General features: G+C 56.3%; 17 protein-coding genes and 2 pseudogenes. 12 read left to right on the forward strand and 7 right to left on the reverse strand.

Translation table 11 applies throughout. The features are described from left to right. Window positions 1-165: 165 nt before the first annotated feature. The 9 genes and pseudogenes from ACTG2B_RS10355 (at window position 166) to rmf (ending at window position 12355) form a co-directional block, all read left to right on the forward strand. A pseudogene (locus ACTG2B_RS10355) lies at window positions 166-5001 on the forward strand (NAD-glutamate dehydrogenase). A 77-nt stretch (window positions 5002-5078) separates the two neighbouring features. Then, window positions 5079-6089 (forward strand): quinone-dependent dihydroorotate dehydrogenase, encoded by a 1011-nt coding sequence (gene pyrD, locus ACTG2B_RS10360; RefSeq protein WP_439995681.1) that lies wholly within the window; start codon window positions 5079-5081, stop codon window positions 6087-6089. Between the two features lie 90 nt (window positions 6090-6179). After that, a complete protein-coding gene (locus ACTG2B_RS10365) occupies window positions 6180-6716 on the forward strand; it encodes a cell division protein ZapC (protein WP_139408155.1) in 537 nt (178 codons plus the stop codon). Between the two features lie 380 nt (window positions 6717-7096). Next, window positions 7097-7360, forward strand: coding sequence for a type B 50S ribosomal protein L31 (locus tag ACTG2B_RS10370; RefSeq protein ID WP_069554850.1), 264 nt, complete (start codon window positions 7097-7099; stop codon window positions 7358-7360). Next, entirely contained in the window at window positions 7361-7486 is a 126-nt protein-coding gene (gene ykgO / locus ACTG2B_RS10375; RefSeq protein ID WP_005336596.1) for a type B 50S ribosomal protein L36, read from the forward strand. A gap of 139 nt (window positions 7487-7625) precedes the next feature. Next, a complete protein-coding gene (rlmKL, locus tag ACTG2B_RS10380) occupies window positions 7626-9803 on the forward strand; it encodes a bifunctional 23S rRNA (guanine(2069)-N(7))-methyltransferase RlmK/23S rRNA (guanine(2445)-N(2))-methyltransferase RlmL (RefSeq protein WP_139408153.1) in 2178 nt (725 codons plus the stop codon). After that, window positions 9803-10033, forward strand: coding sequence for a glutaredoxin family protein (locus ACTG2B_RS10385; RefSeq protein WP_139443761.1), 231 nt, complete (start codon window positions 9803-9805; stop codon window positions 10031-10033). The genes rlmKL and ACTG2B_RS10385 overlap by 1 nt, the downstream gene beginning before the upstream one ends. A 73-nt stretch (window positions 10034-10106) precedes the next feature. Next, window positions 10107-12017 carry an ATP-binding cassette ATPase Uup gene (gene uup, locus ACTG2B_RS10390; protein ID WP_439995682.1) on the forward strand — a complete coding sequence of 637 codons (1911 nt, stop codon included), beginning with the start codon at window positions 10107-10109 and terminating at the stop codon, window positions 12015-12017. Window positions 12018-12175: 158 nt separating this feature from the next. Further along, window positions 12176-12355, forward strand: coding sequence for a ribosome modulation factor (rmf, locus tag ACTG2B_RS10395; protein WP_005315693.1), 180 nt, complete (start codon window positions 12176-12178; stop codon window positions 12353-12355). An 84-nt stretch (window positions 12356-12439) separates the two neighbouring features. Here rmf and fabA read toward each other — a convergent pair whose 3' ends face one another. After that, window positions 12440-13000 carry a 3-hydroxyacyl-[acyl-carrier-protein] dehydratase FabA gene (gene fabA, locus ACTG2B_RS10400; RefSeq protein WP_429132296.1) on the reverse strand — a complete coding sequence of 187 codons (561 nt, stop codon included), beginning with the start codon at window positions 12998-13000 and terminating at the stop codon, window positions 12440-12442. Between the two features lie 77 nt (window positions 13001-13077). Beyond that, window positions 13078-15053 (reverse strand): annotated as a pseudogene (locus tag ACTG2B_RS10405) (Lon protease family protein). A 187-nt stretch (window positions 15054-15240) separates the two neighbouring features. Between ACTG2B_RS10405 and ACTG2B_RS10410 the strand changes: the two are divergent. Beyond that, on the forward strand, window positions 15241-15441 hold the full coding sequence (locus tag ACTG2B_RS10410) for a hypothetical protein (RefSeq protein WP_439995683.1): 201 nt from the start codon (window positions 15241-15243) through the stop codon (window positions 15439-15441). Between the two features lie 7 nt (window positions 15442-15448). Here the strand turns inward: ACTG2B_RS10410 and ACTG2B_RS10415 are convergent, their stop codons facing one another. From ACTG2B_RS10415 to ACTG2B_RS10430, 4 genes are all read right to left on the reverse strand, one after another. Beyond that, complete coding sequence (locus ACTG2B_RS10415; RefSeq protein ID WP_110303676.1) at window positions 15449-15655, reverse strand: YodC family protein; 207 nt, start codon at window positions 15653-15655, stop codon at window positions 15449-15451. Window positions 15656-16268: 613 nt separating this feature from the next. Further along, complete coding sequence (locus tag ACTG2B_RS10420; protein ID WP_021230116.1) at window positions 16269-16607, reverse strand: hypothetical protein; 339 nt, start codon at window positions 16605-16607, stop codon at window positions 16269-16271. A gap of 372 nt (window positions 16608-16979) precedes the next feature. Further along, window positions 16980-18257: a tyrosine-type recombinase/integrase gene (locus tag ACTG2B_RS10425; RefSeq protein ID WP_374846016.1), complete on the reverse strand. Its 1278-nt coding sequence runs from the start codon at window positions 18255-18257 to the stop codon at window positions 16980-16982. 380 nt (window positions 18258-18637) lie between these two features. Then, entirely contained in the window at window positions 18638-18940 is a 303-nt protein-coding gene (locus ACTG2B_RS10430) for a YebG family protein (RefSeq protein WP_439995684.1), read from the reverse strand. A gap of 170 nt (window positions 18941-19110) precedes the next feature. Here ACTG2B_RS10430 and ACTG2B_RS10435 point away from each other — a divergent pair, with 170 nt between their 5' ends. After that, window positions 19111-19986 carry an esterase/lipase family protein gene (locus tag ACTG2B_RS10435; RefSeq protein WP_439995685.1) on the forward strand — a complete coding sequence of 292 codons (876 nt, stop codon included), beginning with the start codon at window positions 19111-19113 and terminating at the stop codon, window positions 19984-19986. 90 nt (window positions 19987-20076) lie between these two features. Here the strand turns inward: ACTG2B_RS10435 and ACTG2B_RS10440 are convergent, their stop codons facing one another. Continuing rightward, window positions 20077-22050 carry an SDR family oxidoreductase gene (locus ACTG2B_RS10440; RefSeq protein WP_021230119.1) on the reverse strand — a complete coding sequence of 658 codons (1974 nt, stop codon included), beginning with the start codon at window positions 22048-22050 and terminating at the stop codon, window positions 20077-20079. Between the two features lie 248 nt (window positions 22051-22298). Here ACTG2B_RS10440 and ACTG2B_RS10445 point away from each other — a divergent pair, with 248 nt between their 5' ends. Then, complete coding sequence (locus tag ACTG2B_RS10445) at window positions 22299-22871, forward strand: phasin family protein (RefSeq protein ID WP_005333118.1); 573 nt, start codon at window positions 22299-22301, stop codon at window positions 22869-22871. Window positions 22872-22942: the final 71 nt, after the last annotated feature.

Consider the following 22942-nt stretch of genomic DNA (forward strand, 5'->3'; position numbering starts at 1 on the left):
ACAGTTTAAGCCGTGATCTGTACCTTGTTTTTAACATCTCGTTAGCACCTTTCCTCGCCTTCCCTTATCCAAGCCATTACACTTCGCAACAACTCTGCACCAGCGGGTAACCAGGGTGGTTGCCTCTGCGTCGGTGGTTAATGTCGTCCGATAAGGAATATAGAAATGGCATTGAAAGACGCCCCTACCTCAGTTCTGCTCGAAAACGTTCTCAGCCTGATCCATCAGAAGTTGCCCAAAAACAGTGCCTCTCTGGTCGAGCGCTTCGTTGCCAAGTTCTACGGCAACATGGCGAGCTCCGATCTGCACGATCGCAATGACAGCGATCTCTACGGCGCGGCCCTGAGCCTGTGGAATGCCCTCAATCAGCGCAGCGGTACCGATCCCTACATCCGGGTCTACAATCCCGAGCTGACCCGTCACGGCTGGCAATCGCCACATACCATCGTCGAGGTGATCCTGCAGGACTCGCCCTTCCTGGTGGACTCCATCCGGATGGCGCTTAAACGGCTCAATATCACCGCCCACATGATGCTGCACCAACCGCTGCACCTGATTCGTGGAGCGGATGGCAAGATTGACGCCATTCTGGAACTCGACAACACCGACGGGCAGACCTCGGTTGAAACAGCATTCCTTATCGAGATCGATCACCTCACCAGCGAGGAGCAGATGGCCGCGCTGGCTGCCGAGCTCAACTCGGTGGCCGGCGAAGTGGCGCTGGCAGTCGGCGACTGGCAGCCCATGCTGGCCAAGCTCAATGAGATCATCGACGAACTGCCCAAGCGCAAGCACGGTCAGCAAGGAGGAGGTGGCCTCCTGCGTTGCCTTCCTCAAATGGGTGGCTGCGCACAACTTTACCCTGATGGGCTATCGTCGTTACGACGTCAAGGCGGTGGAGGGGGATCACGAGATCCTGCCGCAGGCGAGCTCCAGCCTTGGGCTGATGAAAAACTCCATCAAGGAGGTGGGTCAGCGCCTTGGCAACATGCCAGCCAGCGCCCGTCACGCCGCCCTGAGTTCTGACCTGCTGATCCTCACCAAATCCAACAGCAAGTCCCGGGTGCACCGTCCGGCTTATGTGGATTACATCGGCATCAAGCGCTTTGACGAGCATGGCAAGGTGATCGGGGAAGATCGCTTCATCGGCCTCTACGCCTCTTCCATCTACAACACCAGCGCGACCCAGATCCCGCTCATCAGCCATCGTCTCGAACGCATCATGGCCGCCTCCGGTCACGAGAAGGGCTCCCACGCCTACAAGGCGCTGCTCAACGTGCTGGAAACCTATCCCGTGACGAGCTGATCCAGGCCCGTGAAGAGGAGCTGTTGGCCACCGGTCTTGGGGTGCTGGAGATGCAGGAGCGGGACATGCTGCGGCTGTTCGTGCGCCGGGATGTGTACGGCCGTTTCTTCTCCTGCATGGTCTATGTCACCAAGGAGCGCTACAACACGGCGCTGCGGATCAAGACCCAGCAAATATTGCAGAAGTATTTTGGCAGCAACGAAGAGGTGGAGTTCAACGTCTACTTCACCGAAGGCGTGCTGGCGCGGACCCACTACATAGTGCGGGTCAACAACAACAACGTGGATGTGGATGTGAACGAAGTACAGAACAACCTGATTGAAGCGGCCCGCAGCTGGGACGACAGACTCGATTCCGTGCTGCTTTCCCACTATGGTGAGGCCCGTGGCAACGAGCTGCGCCGCCGTTTCAGCACTGCCTTCCCTCGCGCTTACAAAGAAGATGTGCTGCCGGGCTCGGCCGTGGCCGATATCATGGCGCTCGATAACCTGAGCGAAGCCGAGCCGCTGGGCATGCTGTTCTACCGCGCGCAGGAGGAGGAGAACGACCGTCGGGTACGGCTCAAGCTGTTCCACCGCACCGAACCCATTCACCTCTCCGATGTGTTGCCGATGCTGGAGAACATGGGGCTGCGGGTGATCGGTGAGACCCCGTATCAGGTTCGCACTCCGGGGGGCGATCTGTTCTGGATCCTCGACTTCTCCATGCTGCTGCATGGCGAGCAGCCCTTTGATCTGGCCCAGAGCCAGCAGCGCTTCCAGCAGGCTTTTGCTGCCATCTGGAACAAGCAGCTGGAAGATGACGGCTTCAACCGGCTGGTGCTGGGGGCGGGTCTCACCGGCCGTCAGGTCTCGGTGCTGCGCGCTTACGCCAAATACATGCGCCAGACCGGCGTCTCCTTCAGCCAGTCCTATATCGAAGAGACCCTGACCCGCTACCCCGATATTGCTCAACTGCTGTTCACCCTGTTCGAACAGCGCCTGGATCCTGCCGGAAAGCAGGACGCCAAGATACAGGCCAAGCTGCACGAGGAGCTTGCCGCCAAGCTGGATCAGGTGGCCAACCTGGACGACGATCGCATCATTCGCCGCTATGTGGAGATGATCGACGCAACCCTGCGCACCAACTACTACCAGCTGGACAAGGCGGGCAACATCAAGCCCTACATCTCCTTCAAACTGGCCCCCTCCAGTATCACCGACATGCCGCTGCCCCTGCCGAAATTCGAGATCTTCGTCTACTCACCGCGAGTGGAAGGGGTGCATCTGCGTTGGGGCAAGGTGGCCCGTGGTGGCCTGCGCTGGTCCGATCGAAAAGAGGACTTCCGCACCGAGGTATTGGGTTTGGTGAAAGCCCAGCAGGTGAAGAACACCGTCATCGTGCCGGTGGGGGCCAAGGGCGGTTTCTACTGCAAACAGATGCCAGTGGGGGCAACCCGCGCCGTCATCCAGGAGGAGGGTAAGGCCTGTTATCGCCTGTTTATCCGCGGTCTGCTCGATGTGACTGACAACATCATCGGCGGCGAGGTGATCCCGCCGACATCCGTGGTGCGCCACGATGAGGATGACTACTACCTGGTGGTCGCCGCCGACAAGGGGACCGCCACCTTCTCGGATATTGCCAACGAAATAAGCCTCGAATACGGCCACTGGCTCGGCGACGCGTTCGCTTCCGGCGGCTCGGTCGGTTACGACCACAAGAAGATGGGCATCACCGCCCGCGGGGCCTGGGAGTCGGTCAAGCGCCATTTTCGCGAGATTGGCGTCAACTGCCAGACCACCGATTTCACCTGCGTCGGGATTGGTGACATGGCCGGCGACGTGTTCGGCAACGGCATGCTGCTCTCCGAGCACACCCGGCTGGTGGGCGCGTTCAACCACATGCACATCTTCGTTGACCCGACCCCGGATGCGGCCAAGAGCTTTGTCGAACGCCAGCGCCTGTTCGATCTGCCGGGTTCCAGCTGGGATGACTACAACCGCGAGCTGATATCACAGGGGGGGGGCATCTTCCTGCGCTCGGCCAAGTCCATCAAGCTGAGCCCCGAGATGCAGACCCTGCTCGGTACCGACAAGGCCAGCATGGCGCCGAACGAGCTGATCAAGGCGCTGCTTTGCCTCAATGTCGACCTGCTGTGGAACGGCGGCATCGGCACCTATGTGAAGAGCGCTCGCGAGAGCGATGGGGAAGTGGGCGATCGCAGCAACGACGCATTGCGGGTCAATGGTCGCGATTTGCGGGCCCGTATCGTGGGCGAGGGGGGGAACCTGGGCTTTACCCAGCTTGGTCGGGTGGAGTACGCCAGTCAGGGCGGTCGCATCAACACCGATTTTACCGACAACGTGGGCGGGGTGGATTGCTCCGACAACGAGGTGAACATCAAGATCCTGCTGAACCAGTTGGTGGCGGCAGGGGATCTGACCCTCAAGCAACGTAACCAGATGCTGTATGAGATGACCGACGACGTGGCGCAGATCGTGATCACCAACGCCTATCGCCAGTCCCAGTCTATCTCGGTTACCAGCTTCCGCGGTTCTGAACAACTGAAAGAACAACAGCGCTTTATTCAGGGGCTGGAGCGGGAAGGCAAGCTGGACCGTGCGTTGGAGTTCTTGCCCTCTGACGAGGAGCTCTCCGAGCGGATGGCGGCAGGGCAGGGACTGACCCGCCCCGAACTGGCGGTGCTGGTGGCTTACGGCAAGATGGTGCTGAAAGAGCAGCTCAACTGCCCGGAAGTGACCGACGAGCCCTTCCTCGCCAACATGCTGGTCACCAGCTTCCCGGCCAAGGTGCAGCAGCAGTTTGGTGCCCAGCTGGCCGATCACCCGCTGCGCGGCGAAATCATCGCTACCCGGGTGGCCAACATGCTGGTCAACGACATGGGGCTCAACTTCGCCAGCCGAATGAAGGACGAGACCGGTGCCTCGGTGGCGGAAGTGGCCTGCTGCTTCGCCATGGCCCGCGAAGTGTTTGGCATGAACCAGTTGTGGCGCGATATCGAAGGGTGCGACAACCTGGTGGATGCCCAGACTCAGCTCGAGCTGATGTTCTACAGCCGCCGCATTGTGCGCCGTGCCACCCGCTGGTTCCTGCGTGCCCGCAATCGCAGCTGGAGCATTAGCGAGAACATCGCCTTCTTCCGTCCGGCGTTCGAGACCTTAGGGAAGCACCTCTACGAGGTGATGGATGAGAGCGAAGTGGCCGAGCATCGTCAGGCTGTTGCCAAGTGGATGGAGAAACAGGTGCCGGAGGCCATTGCCCGTCAGGTCGCCCATATGAGCAGCCTCTTCTCCAGCCTGGATCTGGCGCAGATTGCCGCGGAGCACAAGACCGATATCCTGCGTGCCGCCAACGTTTACTATCGCCTCGGTGCCAAACTGGATCTGCATTGGTTCCTTGACCAGATCAACCATCAGCCGGTCGGCAACCACTGGCAGGCGATGGCGCGAGCCTCCTTCCGCGAAGATCTGGACTGGCAGCAACGCAGTCTCACTTCTGTGGTACTGGAAGGGTGCAAAGATCAGGGAGAATGCGCTACCATACTGGCCGACTGGATTTCGGAGCATGAACAACTCTTGTCCCGTTGGACCCACATGTTGGCCGACTTCAAGACCACCAGCACTCACGAGTTCGCCAAGTTCTCGGTGGCCTTGCGAGAGTTGAACCTGCTCCAGTTGAATTGTCGGGCACTTTAATTGCCAGATTAAGGCATGACACCGACATTACACCCAAAGCCCCGGCCAGTCGCCGGGGCTTTCTTTAAGGAGCAAAGATGTTGTACCCCATCGCCAGGCATTTCCTGTTCAAGCTCAATCCGGAACAGGCTCACGATCTCTCCATGAAATATTTGCCCCGCCTTCTCGGTACGCCACTCGATTGTTTCTTCCGCCAGAATTTGCCGAAACGCCCCGTCACTGTCATGGGGCTTTCTTTTGCCAATCCGGTGGGATTGGCGGCCGGTCTGGATAAAGATGGTGAGTGCATTGACGCGCTGGGCGCCATGGGGTTTGGCTTTATCGAGGTCGGAACCGTCACCCCCAGACCCCAGAGCGGCAATGACAAGCCCCGCCTGTTCCGGGTTATTCCGGCAGAGGGGATCATCAACCGGATGGGATTCAACAACAAGGGGGTGGATCATCTGGTGGCCAAGGTAAAAGAGGCCAAATATCAGGGAGTCATCGGCATTAATATCGGCAAAAACAAAGACACTCCCATCGAACAGGGCAAGGATGATTACCTGATCTGCATGGACAAGGTTTATGATCATGCCGGTTATATTGCCGTCAATATCTCTTCCCCCAACACCCCGGGGTTGCGTTCGCTGCAATATGGCGAGGCGCTGGATGAATTGCTGGCAGCCCTCAAGGTGCGTCAGCAAGAGCTGGCCGCCCAATATAAAAAGTATGTGCCGCTGGCGGTTAAAATTGCCCCGGATTTAAGCCTTGAAGAAATAGAACAGGTGGCCGCTTCGTTGGTACGGAATGGTATTGATGGGGTTATTGCCACCAATACCACCCTCGAGCGCGAGATGATTTATGACATGCCCCACGCCGGTGAAGCGGGTGGCCTGAGTGGTCGTCCGCTGCAGCACAAGAGTACCGAGGTGATCCGTCATCTGGCCAAGGCGCTCAATGGTGCTCTGCCAATTATCGGGGTGGGTGGTATTGATAATGCCATGGCCGCCCGTGAAAAATTGGCCGCCGGTGCCAGTCTGGTACAAATTTATAGCGGCTTTATTTATAAAGGGCCGGGGCTGGTCAAAGAGATTGTGACCAATATTTAAGAAATAGATGGCGGAGCCCTTTATTTGACGTTGCTGATTCCCTGCATATGGAATAAAGTCAACTGGTAATTATCAAGTAAGGGCTCCAACATGTTTATCCAACCGACCGATAGCTGGCAATGGCACTATGATGCCCAGAGTGACCGTCTGATGTTGGACCTGTCTGATAACATGTTATTTGCTACCGAGTATAAAGGGCGACATTTGGTGCCCAGCTCATTTGCAACCCAGCCTTTTTGTGTCGATGATGCCGCCCTCTATTATCAGTTGATGGATAAAGCAGCCGAACTTGAGTGGAGTATTCCACATCAGGTTCAGTTGGTGCTTAATGCCATCGCGGTCAGTCGTTTTTATAAACCCCTGATGCCGCAAAGCTGGTTTTTTAGTGAACAGCATCCGCAAGTGATCCCGCAAAACGGTGATCTGGTCCTGATGAATACACCCCATGGTAACGGCGAATTTATGGTCATTGAGGCAGGGGAGCAGGCCAGCGTCTGTTTGAACCTCACAGCCGATCTGGTATTGACCACCAGTAAAACCTTGCCGCGTTTCGGGGTGATCAAGGTGATGAATAACCGGATGAAACCGCGTATTACCGTGACCGAGCAATATCGTCAGGTCAGTTGATATATTTTCATCAATCGTTTTATCTCTGTGATTACACCGCTGCCTGTTTTTACTGTTGTCACCTCAATCGCGCCTCGTTTCTGATACTTCATTGATCCGCGAACATCTTGCCCATTCTCATTGATCTTCATGGTTGTGATTCAGTCTCGCTTGAGGCTTGTTACATCCACTTGCACCTTGTGTTCTGACCCACGCAGTATCTTGGTCTTCCGTGCTGCAAGCATGGTGTCTCCCTCTTGCTTCGTTCTGCTTGTGTAGTGCCTCCACCTCACTATCAACACATCACTCACTGTAGCGATTTGCTTCATACGACATTTTATGCTTGAAACGAGAGCTATTCTCACTTACATTTTGTTATAACATAACAAAATGGAGTTGCCATGAAGCCTCATATTCATCCTGATTATCGTTTGGTGCTGTTCCATGACACGGCGGCAGATGCCTTTTTCTTGGTCGGTTCAACCATCAAGAGCGATCGCAGCTACACATGGCAAGACGGGAAGGAGTATCCCTATGTGTCGCTCGATGTTTCCAGCCAGTCGCACTCGTTCTATACCGGCAAGCAGAAGCAGGTATCGAGCGAGGGGAGTGTGGCCCGTTTCAACAAACGCTTTGGCGCATTTTCAAGCAAGAAGGAGTCCTGAATGCAGGTCGTCTGTTCACTCAAATCCGCACGGGCGCGTCATCCCGATTGTCAGTTGGTGCGCCGCCGCGGCAAATTGTTCGTGATTTGTAAAAGTAATCCCCGTTTCAAGGCTCGTATGAAGTGATCCGCTAAATGATGTTTGGCCCCATGATCTCGCCATCGGGTAGTCATGGGGCCTTTTACCTTTTCGCCACCTATCAATCTGTTTCCATCCTGCTGTTTGCGCCGACTTTTGCATGCTCCAGCCCGCCTGATGAGGTATAATGCGGCACTATTTTTATGGGTTCCCCGTGAGCGTGATGAAAGAATTTTTTGCAACCTGCCCCAAGGGGCTGGAAAACCTGTTGGCCGATGAGCTGACCAATCTTGGCGCAGAGCAGGTCCGTGAGACCGTGGCTGGCGTCCACTTCAAAGGCGAACTGGCGATTGGCTACAAGGCCTGCCTGTGGAGCCGTTTTGCCTCCCGCATCGTGCTGGTGCTGTCTGAATTCCAGATGAACGACGATCTGGATCTCTATCTGGGCGCCCACACAATCCCCTGGGAAGAGCACTTCTCCGGTACCTCTACCATCGCGGTGGACTTTACCGGTACCAACCCTGCCATTCGCAATACCCAATATGGCGCGCTGAAAATCAAGGATGCCATCGTTGACCGCTTCACCAAGCGCGGTCACGTGCGTCCGGACGTGGACAAGAAGTCGCCGGATATTCGCATCATGGCGCACCTGGGCAAAGGCAAGGCCAATATCACGCTGGACTTGTCAGGCCCGGCGCTGCACCAGCGTTTCTATCGTCAGGGCGCCGGTGAAGCTCCGCTCAAAGAGAACCTGGCCTGCGCCATGATTGCCCGTAGCGGCTGGGCCGGTGAGCCCATGATGGACCCGATGTGCGGTTCCGGTACCTTGCTGATTGAAGCGGCCTTTATCGCCGCCGACATGGCACCGGCGCTGCGTCGCGAGCGCTTCGGTTTCGATCGCTGGCTGCAGCACGATAGTGAGCTGTGGCAGAGCCTGATGATGGAAGCACAAGTGCGTGCCAAACGCGGCATGCAGCGTTGCGAAGTAAAACTGTTTGGTTGTGATGCCGACCAGCGTGTGCTGCTCAAAGCCCGTGACAACGCCAAAGCGGCCGGTGTAGCTCACCTGATTACCTTCAAGCAGGCCGATGTCACCAAGCTGGAAAACCCGCTGCCGATGCCGACAGTGGAAGGGGAGGCCCGCCAGGTCGGCATGCTTATCTCCAACCCGCCTTACGGCGAGCGTCTTGGCGAGTTCCCGGCGCTGCTGGAAGTGCATCAGGCCCTTGGCGATGCTCTGCGTCGCAGCTTCCAGGGTTGGAAAGTCTCCATTCTTTCCGCATCGCCCGAGCTACTCAGCTGTCTGCGCTTGCGCGCCGACAAGCAATATCGCCTGTTCAACGGCGCCCTCGAGTGTCAGCTGCGTAACTACCAGATCGCACTGGACTCCGTGGCTTCCCAAAAAGAGGTGGCGCAGGATTTTGCCAACCGTCTGCGCAAGAATCTGAAAACCCTCGAGAAGTGGGCCAACAAAGAGGGCATCGATTGCTATCGCATCTACGATGCCGACTTGCCGGAATACAACGCCGCCATCGACCGCTATCAGGACTATCTGGTGGTTCAAGAGTATGCCGCGCCCAAGGATATCCCCGCTCAGAAGACTCGTCAGCGTCTGCTCGACATGGTTCAGGCCGCCATCAAGGTGACCGGCATGGATGGCGAGAAGGTGATCCTGAAGGTGCGCGAGCGTCAGGAAGGGAAACAGCAGTATCAGAAGCTCTCCGAAGAGCAACACCGGATGGAAGTGCAGGAGTACGGTGCCCGTCTGTGGGTCAACCTCTACGACTATCTGGATACCGGCCTGTTCCTCGACCATCGTCAGACTCGCCGCATGCTGGGTCAGATGGCGAAGGGCAAGCGCTTCCTGAACCTGTTTGCCTACACCGGCAGTGCCACCGTGCACGCAGGTCTTGGCGGTGCCAGCGAGACCACCACAGTGGACATGTCCCACACCTACCTGAACTGGGCACAGGACAACATGCGTCTCAACTCGCTGGTGGGTCGTCAGCACAAGTTTGTCCAAGCCGATTGTCTGAAGTGGTTGTCTGAAGCGGACGAGCAGTACGACCTCATCTTCATCGATCCGCCCACCTTCTCCAACTCCAAGCGGATGGACGAGAGCTTCGACGTACAGCGCGATCACCTGTTGCTGATGCAGCACCTGAAGCGCCTGCTGGCGGCGGACGGTACTCTGGTCTTCTCCAACAACAAGCGTCACTTCAAGATGGATCTGGCCGGTCTCGAGGCCACTGGTCTCAAGGCCCAGAACATCACCCAGAAGACGCGACCGAAGGATTTCGAACGTAACCAGCACATCCACAACTGCTGGATCATCACCCATGCGCCGGAGCAAGGCGAGGCGTGATGCTGACCCTGTTTCATACCGACGGTTGCCACCTGTGCGAGCAGGCCTGGGCGCTGGTGGAGGAGGCAGGTCTTGCCGTCGCCACCTGCCAGTGCGACATCATGGATGATGAGCAGTGGCTTGCCGCCTATCGGGTGCGCATTCCGGTACTGCGTGACGAAGCAGGCCGCGAGCTCGGTTGGCCCTTCACACTGGCCGAGCTCAAAAGCTGGGCCGCCCGTCAGGGGTGAGAGTGATTTGACGATAAAACGGGGGCAGACCCAGTCTGCTGCCCGTTTTTTTCATATGAAATAAGGAACACACATGGCTCTTTTAACATTGCACGGCGCATGTCTGTCGTTCAGTGATTTCCCGCTGCTCGACAATGCCGAATTGACCATCGAGCGGGGCGAGCGCCTCTGCCTGGTTGGCCGCAACGGGGCGGGCAAGTCCACCCTGATGAAGGTCATTGCCAGCGAATTGCCGCTGGACGACGGGCGTCTGGTGTTGCAACAAGATTTGAAAGTGACCCGCCTTGAGCAGGATCCGCCTGCTTCCAGCGAGCTGACGGTGTTTGACTATGCCGCCGAAGGGCTAGCGGGGGTGGGGGAACTGCTCAAGCAGTACCACCACATCTCCATGGAGCTGGCGAGCGATCCGTCAGACGCCAACATTCGCAAGATGAGCGAGTTGCAAGAGCAGCTCGATTATCAGAACGGCTGGCAGTTCGAGACCCGTATCAGTCAGGTGTTGACCCTGCTGGGGCTGGATCCTGACGTGACCCTCGATAGCCTCTCTGGTGGCTGGCTGCGCAAAGTGGCGCTGGCCCGTGCGCTGGCTTGCGATCCCGACTTGTTGCTGCTCGATGAGCCGACCAACCACCTGGATATCGAAGCCATCAACTGGCTGGAAGATTTCCTCAAGGATTTTCGCGGCGCCATCGTCTTTATCTCTCACGATCGGGAATTCATCCACAAGCTGGCCACCCGGATCATCGATCTCGATCGCGGCGCCATCACCTCCTGGCCGGGCAACTACGACGAGTATCTGCAGGGGAAAGAGGAGTGGCTGCGGGTCGAAGAGCTGAAAAATGCCGAGTTCGACCGCAAGCTGGCGCAGGAAGAGGTCTGGGTTCGTCAGGGTATCAAGGCTCGCCGTACCCGTAACGAAGGTCGGGTGCGCGCCCTTGAGGCGATGCGGATGGAACGCTCCCAGCGCCGCGAGCTGCAGGGCAAGGCCAAGCTGCAACTGGACGAGGTCAATCGCTCCGGCAAGCTGGTGTTCGAGACTGAAGGGCTGGGGCTGGACTTTGGCGATCGCACCCTGTTCAAGGGGCTCGATCTGCAAGTGCTGCGCGGCGACAAAATTGCGCTGGTCGGCCCCAATGGCTGCGGCAAATCGACCCTGATCAAGCTGTTGCTGGGTCAGCTTGAGCCAACCCGTGGCACCGTCAAGGGGGGCACCAATCTGGAGGTGGCCTACTTCGATCAGTACCGCGAGCAGCTTGATCCCGAGCAGACCGTGGTGGACAACGTCGGGGAGGGCAAGCAGGAGGTGATGGTGCGTGGCCGCTCCCGTCATATCCTCGGTTACCTGCAGGACTTCCTGTTCGAGCCCAAGCGGGCCCGTACGCCGGTCAAGGCGCTCTCCGGTGGCGAGAAGAACCGGCTGCTGCTGGCCAAGCTGTTCCTCAAGCCCAGCAACCTGCTGATCCTCGATGAACCGACCAACGATCTGGATGTGGAAACGCTGGAGCTGCTGGAAGAGCTGCTTTCCGACTACCCCGGTACCCTGCTGCTGGTGAGTCACGATCGTCGCTTCATCGACAACACAGTGACCGGCTGCTGGCTGTTTGAAGGGGATGGCCGCATCAGCGATTACGTGGGTGGTTACGCCGACATGATGGTGACCCGCGAACAGCAGAATGCCCAGCAACAGGCCAGGAGTGCAGCGGTCAAGGCACCGGAGCCGGTCGTTGCCGTCGCGCCAGAAGCGCCGAAGAAGAGCAAGCTCTCCTACAAGCTGCAGCTTGAACTGGAAGGGTTGCCTGCTCGTCTTGAGCAGCTGGAAGCCGAGCTGGATGCGCTGCAAAGCGAGATCAACCAGCCTGGGTTCTTCTCGCTGCCGGCAGATAAAACCCAGCCGAAACTGGATGCGCTCAATGCCGCTGAAGCCGCGCTGGAGCAGGCATTTGCTCGCTGGGAAGAGCTGGAAGGACTCAAAAATCAGGAGTAAGTTCCCTGTAATTAAAACTTAATCCAGTTCAGTGCCTTGTGTCACATAGCCCGGTTAGGGTGGAAGTTTTTGTTTGACCGAGTGCGCTCGCAGGAGTAAAGATGAAAGCGACCGATGCAGAATTGGTCGCTTTTTTTGTTCCACGAAGAGGGTCGTAGATGATGAAGAGACAGAAGCGGGACCGTCTGGAAAGAGCTCGTGCTCGTGGTTATCAGGCTGGCGTGGTCGGCAAACAGAAAGAAGCGTGTCCGTATCAATGCCTGGATGCCCGAGGGCATTGGCTTGGTGGTTGGCGTGACGCCATGGAAGGGCGGGGCTCAGGCCTCTTCATGAAGTAGCAGGTACTTCATCACTCATTACAAAAGGAAAGGGGCCGTTGTGGCCCCTTTGCGTTAATGCTGTTTTACCACCAATCAGAGATATCAGAATGCGGTGGTATCTTTGAACAGGCCCACTTTCAGGTCGGTGGCGCTGTAGATCGGACGGCCGTCAACTTCGACCACACCATCAGCAATTCCCATCACCAGCTTGCGGTTGATGACGCGCTTGAAGGTGATCTTGTAGGTCACTTTCTTGGCAGTCGGCAGGACCTGGCCGGTGAATTTCACTTCACCTACGCCCAGAGCACGACCCTTGCCGGGGCCACCTTTCCAGCCAAGGAAGAAGCCAACCAGCTGCCACATGGCGTCCAGACCGAGACAGCCAGGCATCACAGGATCACCCGGGAAGTGGCAATCGAAGAACCAGAGATCCGGAGTAATGTCGAGCTCAGCCAGGATCTCGCCCTTGCCGTGTTCGCCGCCGTTGTCATTGATCTTGACGATGCGGTCCATCATCAACATGTTGGGGGCAGGCAGCTGACTGTTACCCTCACCAAACAGTTCGCCACGGCTGCAAGCCAGCAGCTCTTCACGGGTAAAAGAGTTCTTGCCCTGTTCGCACAGGGAAAGGCGGGCTTCCATGGTGGTATTGTCTACGGTCACGCGGTATTTCCTTCAAATGGGTCAAAGCCGGGTCAATTTAGCTTACAGTTGTTCGCTAAACAACTCCGATCACTTCATCAGCGGCCAAACAGGCGCCCCAGCAGGGATTGCAGCAGTCCGACTTTGGCAGTGGAGCCGTTCAACTCGTCCAACCGCTCCTGAATACGGCCAAACAGGGTATCGGGCATATCAGGCTCACCGGCGACACAGCCAGTCAGCAACTCGATGGCCTCTTCCACATGATCCACCGGGTGGATATGGAACTGGCCCGCTTCAACCGCTGCTATCACCTCGTCAGAGAGGTTCAGCTGCTGGATGTTGGTGCCCGGCAAAATGATCCCTTGCTTGCCGGTGATGCCGTGGATTTTGCACACCCGGAAGAAGCCTTCAATCTTCTCGTTGACGCCACCCACGGCCTGCACATTGCCAAACTGATCGACCGCACCGGTCACGGCGAAGTGCTGATAGATAGGCTGGCGGGCGAGGGCAGAGAGCAGGGCACACAAGCCGGTCAGGGATGCACTGTCGCCATCAATTTCGTGGTAAGACTGCTCGAACACAAGATTGGCCGACAGGGGGAGGGGTTCTCTGCACCAAATTTGTTGGAGAGATAGCCGTGGATAATCATCATCGCCTTGGCGTGGATATGACCGGCCAGCTCCGCTTTGCGCTCGATATCCGCCACATCGCCATCACCAAGGTGTACGGTAGCAGTGAGGCGCACCGGCTCGCCGAAGTCATAAGGGTGACCGGAGACCTGAATGACAGACAGGCCGTTGATCTGGCCAATCTCTTCGCCATCGGTTTGCAGCAGGATCTGGCCGTCGATAACCCCCTGATCGGACTGCTCAACCAGATAGTTGAGGCGGTAATCCTGCTCCTCCAGTGCGCCGCGGATATGCTCGTCGGTGACCACATCAGATTCCAGCTCCCGGGCCAGACTGTCAGCCATCCGCATGATGGCGGAGAGTTGCACTTCGGAGAGCGACAGCCACTCCTGATGGTCACAGAGGCGGCTGGCATGACGACAAATGGCGGCGAGGGCGGCGGGCGTGAAGTCCAGTAGGCTCCAGCGCTGGCGCAGCCAGGCCAGGTACTGCAGAAATTCCTGCAGATCCTCTTCAATATTCACCTCTGATACCAGATCAGCGCGCAGGAAGATGCGCTCGGACATATCGCGATCCAGCATCTGGAACTCGGCCACGTCCAGTCGGTCACCTACCAGGATCAGCTTGAGCTTGATAGGGGTCGCTTCAGGCGCGAAGAAGGGGGTCAGAGTTTTCCCTTCCTGATAGGCGTTCCAGTCCAGCTCGCCTTTTTGCATGGCATTTTTCAGTTTGAACCAGAGGTGTGGCTGATCCAGCAGCTCATCCAGTTGCAAAATGAGGTAACCGCCGTTGGCTTCGCGCAGCAAGCCAGGCTCCAACAGGTGCTGGTTAGCATATACAGAGCCTTGCTCGGTCTGGTAGTTGATGGAGCCAAACAGGGTATCCCAATTGAGATCCCGGCCATAAATCACCGGCGCTTCCTGCGCTTCGTGGTGGATCAACAGGTTGATCAGAATGGGGTGCTGGAACTCCAGACCCAATGCAACGTGAGCCGCCAGATCGGAGAGGAAATCATCGATTTTCGGATCATTGTTCTGCTTGCGCATGATGCGGGTCACGATGCGTTCGGCATCGAGATGGTGGCTCAACAGCTTGAGCAGCTCGCCAACCATTTCGCAAAACTCAACGCCGGTGCCTGGTTGCAGGCGCAGCCAGATAGGCTTGTAGGGGTTGTTCAGATTCTCGGTGTAGCAGAGATCAAACAGGTCACCATCCTTGCCATTGGAGTCGGCAATCAACGTTTGGCAAACGCCTTCGTAATCTGCGCCGGGGAATCCGTTGAGCAGCATGACCGGACAGTCACCATCAAAACTGGCAAGACGTTTGATGCCGGAAATGGCTCTGGGTTGCAGCGCAGCAAAGGGGATAGGTTCAAGCTCGCTGAGCTTGGTGAACTGTTCAATCGCAAAAGCGGGTTTTAATTGTTCTGATGTTAATTCAGCCACTTAAGACATCCGGTCGAAGATAGGATCAATTGTTGCCATTATACACAGTTCAATAAGTGGTGACAGGAAACAAGATATCTGATTTAACATAATATACATTATGCGCAATGACAGATGTAGGAGGACGGAATGAACTGAACAATGGAGCCGTTTTGATGCGGCTGACGGCTTGGCCACCGAGGCCGACATGGTTGCCTATCTGCAAGCAGCTCTTGAAGATGGTGATCCGGCGCTGCTGAAAGCTGCGTTGGATGATGTAGAACGTGCTCGCGTAAAACTGAATGGTCAGCCGCGCTACACGCTGGAAGAACTGTTGGCTCAGTGTGACCCCAATGCCACGTCACCAGGTGAAATAGATTGGGGTCCAGATTATGGGAAAGAAATCTGAGATTGAATTAATCCCACAACTTAACCGATCCCGCCTCAGCCTCTGTATCTTCTGATTTTAGCGTTAGTGCTGCGGATGGGTAATTTCCATGGCACTGCTGGCCATTGAAGAACCACTTGCAATGCACTTCGTCTTCCCGAGGATTCAGGTACGTGACAGTCATATATGGACTGCCGCTGTTCAGATAAACCACATCACCGATGTTATATGCCATTTCGAGGTTTCTCCCTGAGGAATTAATAGGCAAAGTGAAGATGGTGATAAAGAAGTACGGATTCAAGTGATCAACATGATGGAAATGCCGATAAATAGGGTTATCGGCATCATTGTGAGAGATAACAAGGCTTGTTGAAAGCAGTAGCCCGCAGCTTTTCCTTAGCTTAAAGGTTCGGAAATCGATCAGGATCGAGGCTACACACAGACCTCCAGCGATCTAACTGCCCAAAGCAGAAGGACAATATCTGGTTGATTCCCCCTGCAGATGCTCTTGCAGCGACAACAGAATAACACAGTCAACCGCCCTGCCCCACATCACCGAAATGTCCCATTTTGAGACAAGAGTTCACTATTAAATCAATACGTTGTGCGGAATCCCCCTCACTTATTGAGCGTGATGTTTGATTTTCACCGTTATAACCATCGTCATTACCGTGAATAATCTTGGAAATATCTGTCCCCTACTTGAGAGGTCTCTCTCTGGAAATATTGATACTCCCTCTTGTAATACAAGCTATTAAAATGCCGACTATCGCGATAGATTCCCCTCCCCTTAATCCTCACGGCTTATTGTTGTGGCTGGCATGATTGCGACTTTTTTGGAAGTCGGGTCAATTCATATTCAAGGCACGTTTGGCGATGGCCAACGTGGGTGGCTGGCAGGTCAAGTAGAGGTTGCTGTTGAACTGCTGCAATATACGTTTGAGCTCGTTCATATCATCGGGATGGAGGGTTAAGGACCAGAGCGCTCTGGGCTGGCCGTGATGGAGGCCATTGGTATAGATAATGGTGCAATCTTCGATACGCAACTCTTTGCAGTGGGCCTCCATCTGCAGGCCCACATCCGGAAACCAGATATGCAGCGTGCCTGAAGAGATAAAGGTGAACTGGGCTATGAGCGACCCTTTGCCAACGATCCTGAAGGTCTTTTCCACCACTGCCACTTGCATACCTGCTCCTTGGTATCTCATTAATATTGATGTCAATATCACCAATGATGACTGGATATGCAAGTGTGATAACAAGGCGCTGTTCAACCGAATATGACTACTTCCGGCATGTCACTTAGCTTTCGGCATCGGGTGTTCTCGTTGTTTCAGCAAGCAATTTCGTTTTTTGCTTCTCTGCTACGGGATAAATATGTATGCCGCAGATGGCAAGGTGCCTGTTCTTAATCATCCATGTGAGCCAAAAATATTTCCTGAACCGATTGTCATCCAGAGAAGTACAACATTGCCGAGCCAACTTCTATGACACCCCAAACAAGCCATTCTGTGTTCTAAGAGCAGTCAATACAAATCAGGGTCATGTCACGTTGTTCGTTAGCTTTTGTGAACGTTATCTCTCACTTGTTGGTTCAGTCGGTCCAGCGGCTTTTGCTGGGCGCTCTCATGTCGTTCACTGTTGCTGGTGTGCAGGTATTTCGAAGTGGTGTCGATGCTGTCATGTCCTGCATCGGCCTGTACGTGGGAGAGCGGCCGCCCGTGCAGATTGATGTCATGGGTGATCCCGGTATGGCGGATCGCATGGGGAGAGAGTTGCCGCATTTCGGCCGCATCCTGGACAAATCCATCCTGCTCTGCCAATTCTGCCCCTTTACCGATGATCACCATGATCAAATCCCGTAGCTGGCGAATGCCGAGGTTGGCGTTGAGTTCCCCCTGCTCACGGCCGTGGGCTGCCGCTTTATGGCGAACGAACAGTGGCGTCTGTTCATCCGGTGTCGGCAAGGGAGAGAGACCGAGGAAGCGGCGGTAGCGTTCGAGTGCCGCCAACAGCGCTTGGGATACCGCCACGGTACGCCGTTTGCCCCCCTTGCTTTGCGGAATAAAGTAGCCCCAGACGCCGGTTTTGCGATCCCGCCTGAACTGCCCCATCACAGGTGTAAAGCCCGGCCGGGCAGCAACCTCAGAGATCCGCAGATAGCAGGCGTACATCAGAATGGCGAGAAAACGGCTGCGCTCATGCTGCTCCGGATGGTCGTTGGCAAGGGTATCGGCAGCTTGCATCACGTATGACCACTGCAACTCGCTGAAGGCCTGCACCTGATCATCGGCCTCCTGCTGCTGCGGCCGTTTGACCCGCTGCAGTAGTAGAGCGGGATTCCTGTCCATGTACTCCTCCTGGATCAGGAACTGGAAGAAGGCCGACAGGATGGCGAGCTTGGTCTTCATCGCCTGCTCGCTAAGACGGTAGGGCAAGGTGCGGCCCAGCTCCCGCTTGCCGAGAAACGGTCGCCATTGCGGATTAGGCAACCGCTCTCCCCACTCCTTGTCGAGGACAAACTGCGCCACGTTGCGGTAGGCGATCAACTCGTCAGGGGGGGACTGACAATAGTCGAGATAGCGGATCATGATGCGGCGAGTGAGATCTTTCGGGCTGATGGCCGCCTCGCGAAAGCACCAGTGCAAAAAAGTGGTCAGTTCGCTGCGATATGTTTTGTAGTTGTTTTCGCTGTTGCGCTGCTCCAGCAGCCAATCGACCGCCAGTTCGTAAACCAGACCGGCATCGGGTACATCGTTGAGGCTGAGGTTGGCAAGGTACTGATTGACCTGCGGGTTACCGGCCTCCAGATAGATAAGGCTGTCAAACAGCGGCATAGCTGGCGGCAAGGATAATGGTTGTTGAGTCATGGTGTTGCTTGTTGATGCTGAGATGAATCGATATGAGCCTGTGAGCCGAGTTGCTAGAAAAGGGCTCGTGATACATGAATGCGGCTTCTATTGGGATTGGTATTGCCTCTTGTTGTTGCTGATTAAGGTCACCGGGAGCGATCTGGATAACGTTCTCTCCACTGTTTGCTCATTATTCCCTCATAGATCTGGCTGATGTCGCTCAGTGGTGCACGCTATTCAGTTATGCATTGTATATGCACCGTTGTTAAAAAATTCTCGGGGTAAATAGCCGTAAAAATGGTTTTAAATGCAAATAAAATGAATGCCGCGAGCTGTTTAACCCGAGAAATAGCAGGTCTGTGCAATCAGGCCACCTGTTTGAGTGGCTTCTCCTTGCGCTTGGCTGCTGGGGCCTCTTCCTCTTTCGTGCCAGCCTGAACCTTGCCGCCGCGCAGCAGGGTTTGCAGCACATCGCGCTGTTCTGCCAGGTAGAATGCCAGACTCTCTTGCTGCTCTGGCGCCAACTCGATCGGGGCACCAGCCAACAGGGTCATCAACTCGTCGGCCGTATCCAGCAGCTTGTCATAGGCATCTGCCTCTTTTTTGTTGGCAAAGGTCATTTTTTCCACTCCCCCACGAACAACCACATATTTGATCTCGACAGCCATGATGGCCTCCTCTTGGTGATGATGGATAGAGTATATGTATGGATATACAGTATTGCAAATAACCTCATCGGAAAAGAGTTCGCCGGGGTTTAGCGAGAAAAGCCGCGCTGGATCAAGCTGTCTCAAAGTGCCGTTTGACTTCCACGCCTGACTGGTCGGATCATGGCCTTATGACGATCGTACGACACCTGTTTATCCTGCTGATGGTAGAGGTGCTGCTCCTCGGGAGTATCGCCCACCTGGTCGTGGGACTCCCTTGGCTGCTGACCCTGCTGTTTGTGGTGTTTACCCTGCTTGGGTTGCGCTGTCTGGTGGTGCTCGGCAGCTGGCTGTTTACCCGTTTCTACCCCTCCCCGGCTATCGGCCCCTGGCGCAGGGTGAAGATGATGGCGCAGGAGATGCTGGCCTACCTCTACACCTTCACCTGGTTGCTGCCGTTCGAGCCTTTGCTGATGGCACCCGATCGGCTGCGGCCATGCCAGCGCCCCATATTGCTGGTGCATGGTTACGGTTGCAGTCGCGGGATCTGGCACACCCAGCGCGCCCGACTGGAGGCTGCAGGCCATGTGGTTGCCACCATTACCCTGATGCCACCATTTGGTCATATCGATGACATGGTGCCGCTGCTGGCCACCCGGATTGACGATGTGTTGGCGCAGACCGGGGCTGACAAGCTGGTGCTGGTCGGTCACAGCATGGGGGGGCTGGTCTGCCGCGACTATCTGGCTATCCATGGTGGTGACAAGGTCGCGCACCTGATCACCCTGGCTACGCCTCATCAGGGCAGTCAGCTAGCCGCCCTTGGGCTTGGGGCCAATGCCCGCGAGATGGAACCCGGTTCCGGCTGGTTGCAGCGTTTTGCTTCGGTGCCGCTTTGCGTGCCCGGCATCTCGGTGCGCACCAGTCACGACAATGTGGTGATGCCGCAGGAGCGGCAACGATTGACGGGAATGGAAGATATCGAGTTGCCTGCCATTGGCCATCTCTCTCTGCTCTACTCCCGCCGCACGACTGATCTGCTGATTGAGTTGTTGTCCCGAGTCTGACCCTCCTTATTCGTCCTTCAACTGCTATTCCAAATAAAACAGGGGCCTGATTGCTCAGGCCCCTGTTGATCTCTTTATCGCATCACCCGGTTAGAAGTGTATCCCCTTGATCAGGGTCGAGACGGCAACCTGATCGGCGGTCGCCTTGGATTTGTCGCCATCCTTGGGATCGGCAAAGGTGCGGAAGCTGGTATTCATGATCACCTGTGCAACACGAGGTGCCAGGGCATGCACCACCTGACCGAACACCCCGAGGCGAGTGGCCAGACGAACGTGCTTGTTGATGATGGTATCGCACACCAGATCGGCCGCCTCTTCCGGCGTCATCATCGGCACCTGCTCATAGACCTTGGTCGGTGCGACCATCGGCGTTTTCACCAGCGGCATATTGATGATGGAGAAGCTGACCCCCTTGTCGGCAAACTCGGAGGCGGCGGTACGCACCCAGGCATCGAGGGCCGATTTGGAGGCAACATAGGCGGAGAAGCGCGGCGCATTGGTCAACACCCCGATGGAGGAGATGTTGATGATGTGCCCTTTTTTCTTCTCAATCATGGTGGGCAGCACCCCCATGATCACCTTGAGCGCACCAAAGTAGTTGAGCTGCATGGTGCGCTCCAGATCGTGGAAGCGATCGAAGGAGTCCTCGATGGAGCGGCGGATGGAGCGGCCGGCATTGTTGACCAGAATATCGACGCCGCCGTGATCGGCCACGATGCGAGCGGTGATCTCCTCGGCCTGGGCCAGATTGGAGAGATCCCCCTGATAGATCTCGATGGTCAGCCCCAGCTCGGCAAACTCGGCTTTAGTCTCGGCAATCTTCTGCTCGTCGCGGGCGATGGTAACGACGTTGGCCCCTGCCCCCGCCAGCTTGCGTGCGGTTGCTCGGCCAATGCCGGAGGTGGCTCCGGTCACCAGCACTACCTTTCCCTCTACCCGACCACGCAGGGAGCGATCGATGAAGAGCTCCGGGTCGAGGTGGCGCTCCCAGTAATCCCACAGCCGCCAGGCGTAGCTGTGCAGCGGTGGCACTTCGATGCCTGTCCCTTTCAGTACCCGCTGGGTTTCACGACTGTCGAAACGGGTGGGATAGCTGATAAGGCGGAACACATCCTTGGGCAGACCCAGATCGGCGATGGCGGCATCGCGGATGCGGCGCACCGGCGCCATGGTCATCAGCATGGCTGTCAGGTGGCGGGGAATGAAATTAAAGAGAGAGGCGTTGATGCGGATAGCAGGCTCCGGCGCATGGGCTGCGCGGGAGAAGGTGCTCAGCATGTCGCCAACCCGCATCGGGTTGGGGTCGGTCAGATGGAAGGTTTTGTTCTCCTCTCCCTCCTGATGGGCGATATGCACCATGGCATCGACCACAAAGTTGACCGGCACTATGTTGATGCGCCCGCCCTCAACCCCGATGGCCGGCATCCAGGGCGGCAGCAGACGGCGCAGCTTCTGGATGGTCTTGAAGAAGTAGTAAGGGCCGTCGATCTTGTCCATCTCACCGGTATTGGAGTCACCGACAACGATCCCCGGGCGGTAGACCCGCCACGGAACTGTGCACTCGTTTCGCACAATCCCTTCCGCTTCGTGCTTGGTCTGGAAGTAAGGCATGTCGAGGTGCTCGGCTTCATCGAACATGTCCTCGCGAAACAGACCGTCGAACAGGCCCGCTGCAGCGATGGAGCTGCAGTGGTGGAACTGCCCCGCCCCCAGCCGCTCGGCAAGTTGAACGGCTTGACGGGTCCCTTCGGTGTTGACCTGCTGCTGGATCCCGGCCTTGGCGTTGAGATCATAGATGGCCGCCAGATGGAAAAAGTGGTCGATCTTGCCGATCAACTGCTCCTGCATCTCGACCGACACCCCCAGCAGCGGTTGCGTCATGTCACCAAAAACCGGGACTGCACGCGATTCATCCACATTCCAGAATGCAAATAACTCCGGCAATTTATCCTGATGAGAGGCGCGCATCAGAAAATAGACGATACAGTCGGGATGCTGTTGGAATAACTTTTTGATCAATCGACGCCCGATAAAACCACTACCGCCAGTAATGAAATAGTTCATAAAGAGAATCCTGCTACTGATTAGGGTGTTACTAGGTTGTTAGATATATCACGATTCATATGGGAATCCGCAATTTGATTGTCGGTTCGTGAGCAAACCCTAATTTCGGTGGTGTGCCTGTTCCGTTATTAGGTAGAACCCTCTATTTTTTGTCCCTAGACTGAAGTTGAAAAATCAGTAATGCCACAACCCGATTGCAGTTTCGTTGTCGCCATTACATTTAACTGTCGTTATTCAAGGAGAAGATCATGGCTAAGAAATTGAAAGCGCTGGCAGGGTCAGTGACCGACAACCAACTCACCTCCACCATCAAGGAGTCCACCCAGCAGATCTGGTTGGCGGGTCTGGGTGCCTATGCCAAAGCACAGGAAGAGGGTGGCAAGATCTTTGAAGCGCTGGTGCAGGAAGGTGAAGCGCTGCAAGCAAAAACCCGTCAGAGCGCAGATGAGAAGATTGCCGCTGTGACCGACAAGACCGCCAATACCTGGGGTCGTCTGGAGCAGGTGTTTGAAGATCGCGTGGCCCGCGCTGTGGCCAGCCTCGGCATTCCGACCCGCAAGGATATCGACAAGCTCTCCAAGCGCATGGCCGAGCTGACCGATGTGGTCCAGCAACTGCTGGATGCACAGGAAGAAGAAGCCCCGGCCGCAGAAGCCAAACCGGCTGCCGCCAAAAAGCCCGCTGCCCGCAAGCCTCCGGTAAAGAAGGCGCCGGTAGCCAAGGCTAAAGAGGCCGTGGTTGAGCAGGCCGCCGATCTCCTCTCCGCCGCTGAAGATGCGGTGAAAGAGGTGAAAGCTAAAGCAGAGAGCGTCCTGCCATGATCCCTCGCGGTGACGGAAGGTGATTGATACCGGCCCATGCCCTGCGCTGGGCCGGTCTTGTCATGGTGAAT

The sequence above is a fragment of the Aeromonas sp. 30P genome (assembly GCF_051919805.1).
Lineage (GTDB): Bacteria > Pseudomonadota > Gammaproteobacteria > Enterobacterales > Aeromonadaceae > Aeromonas > Aeromonas veronii.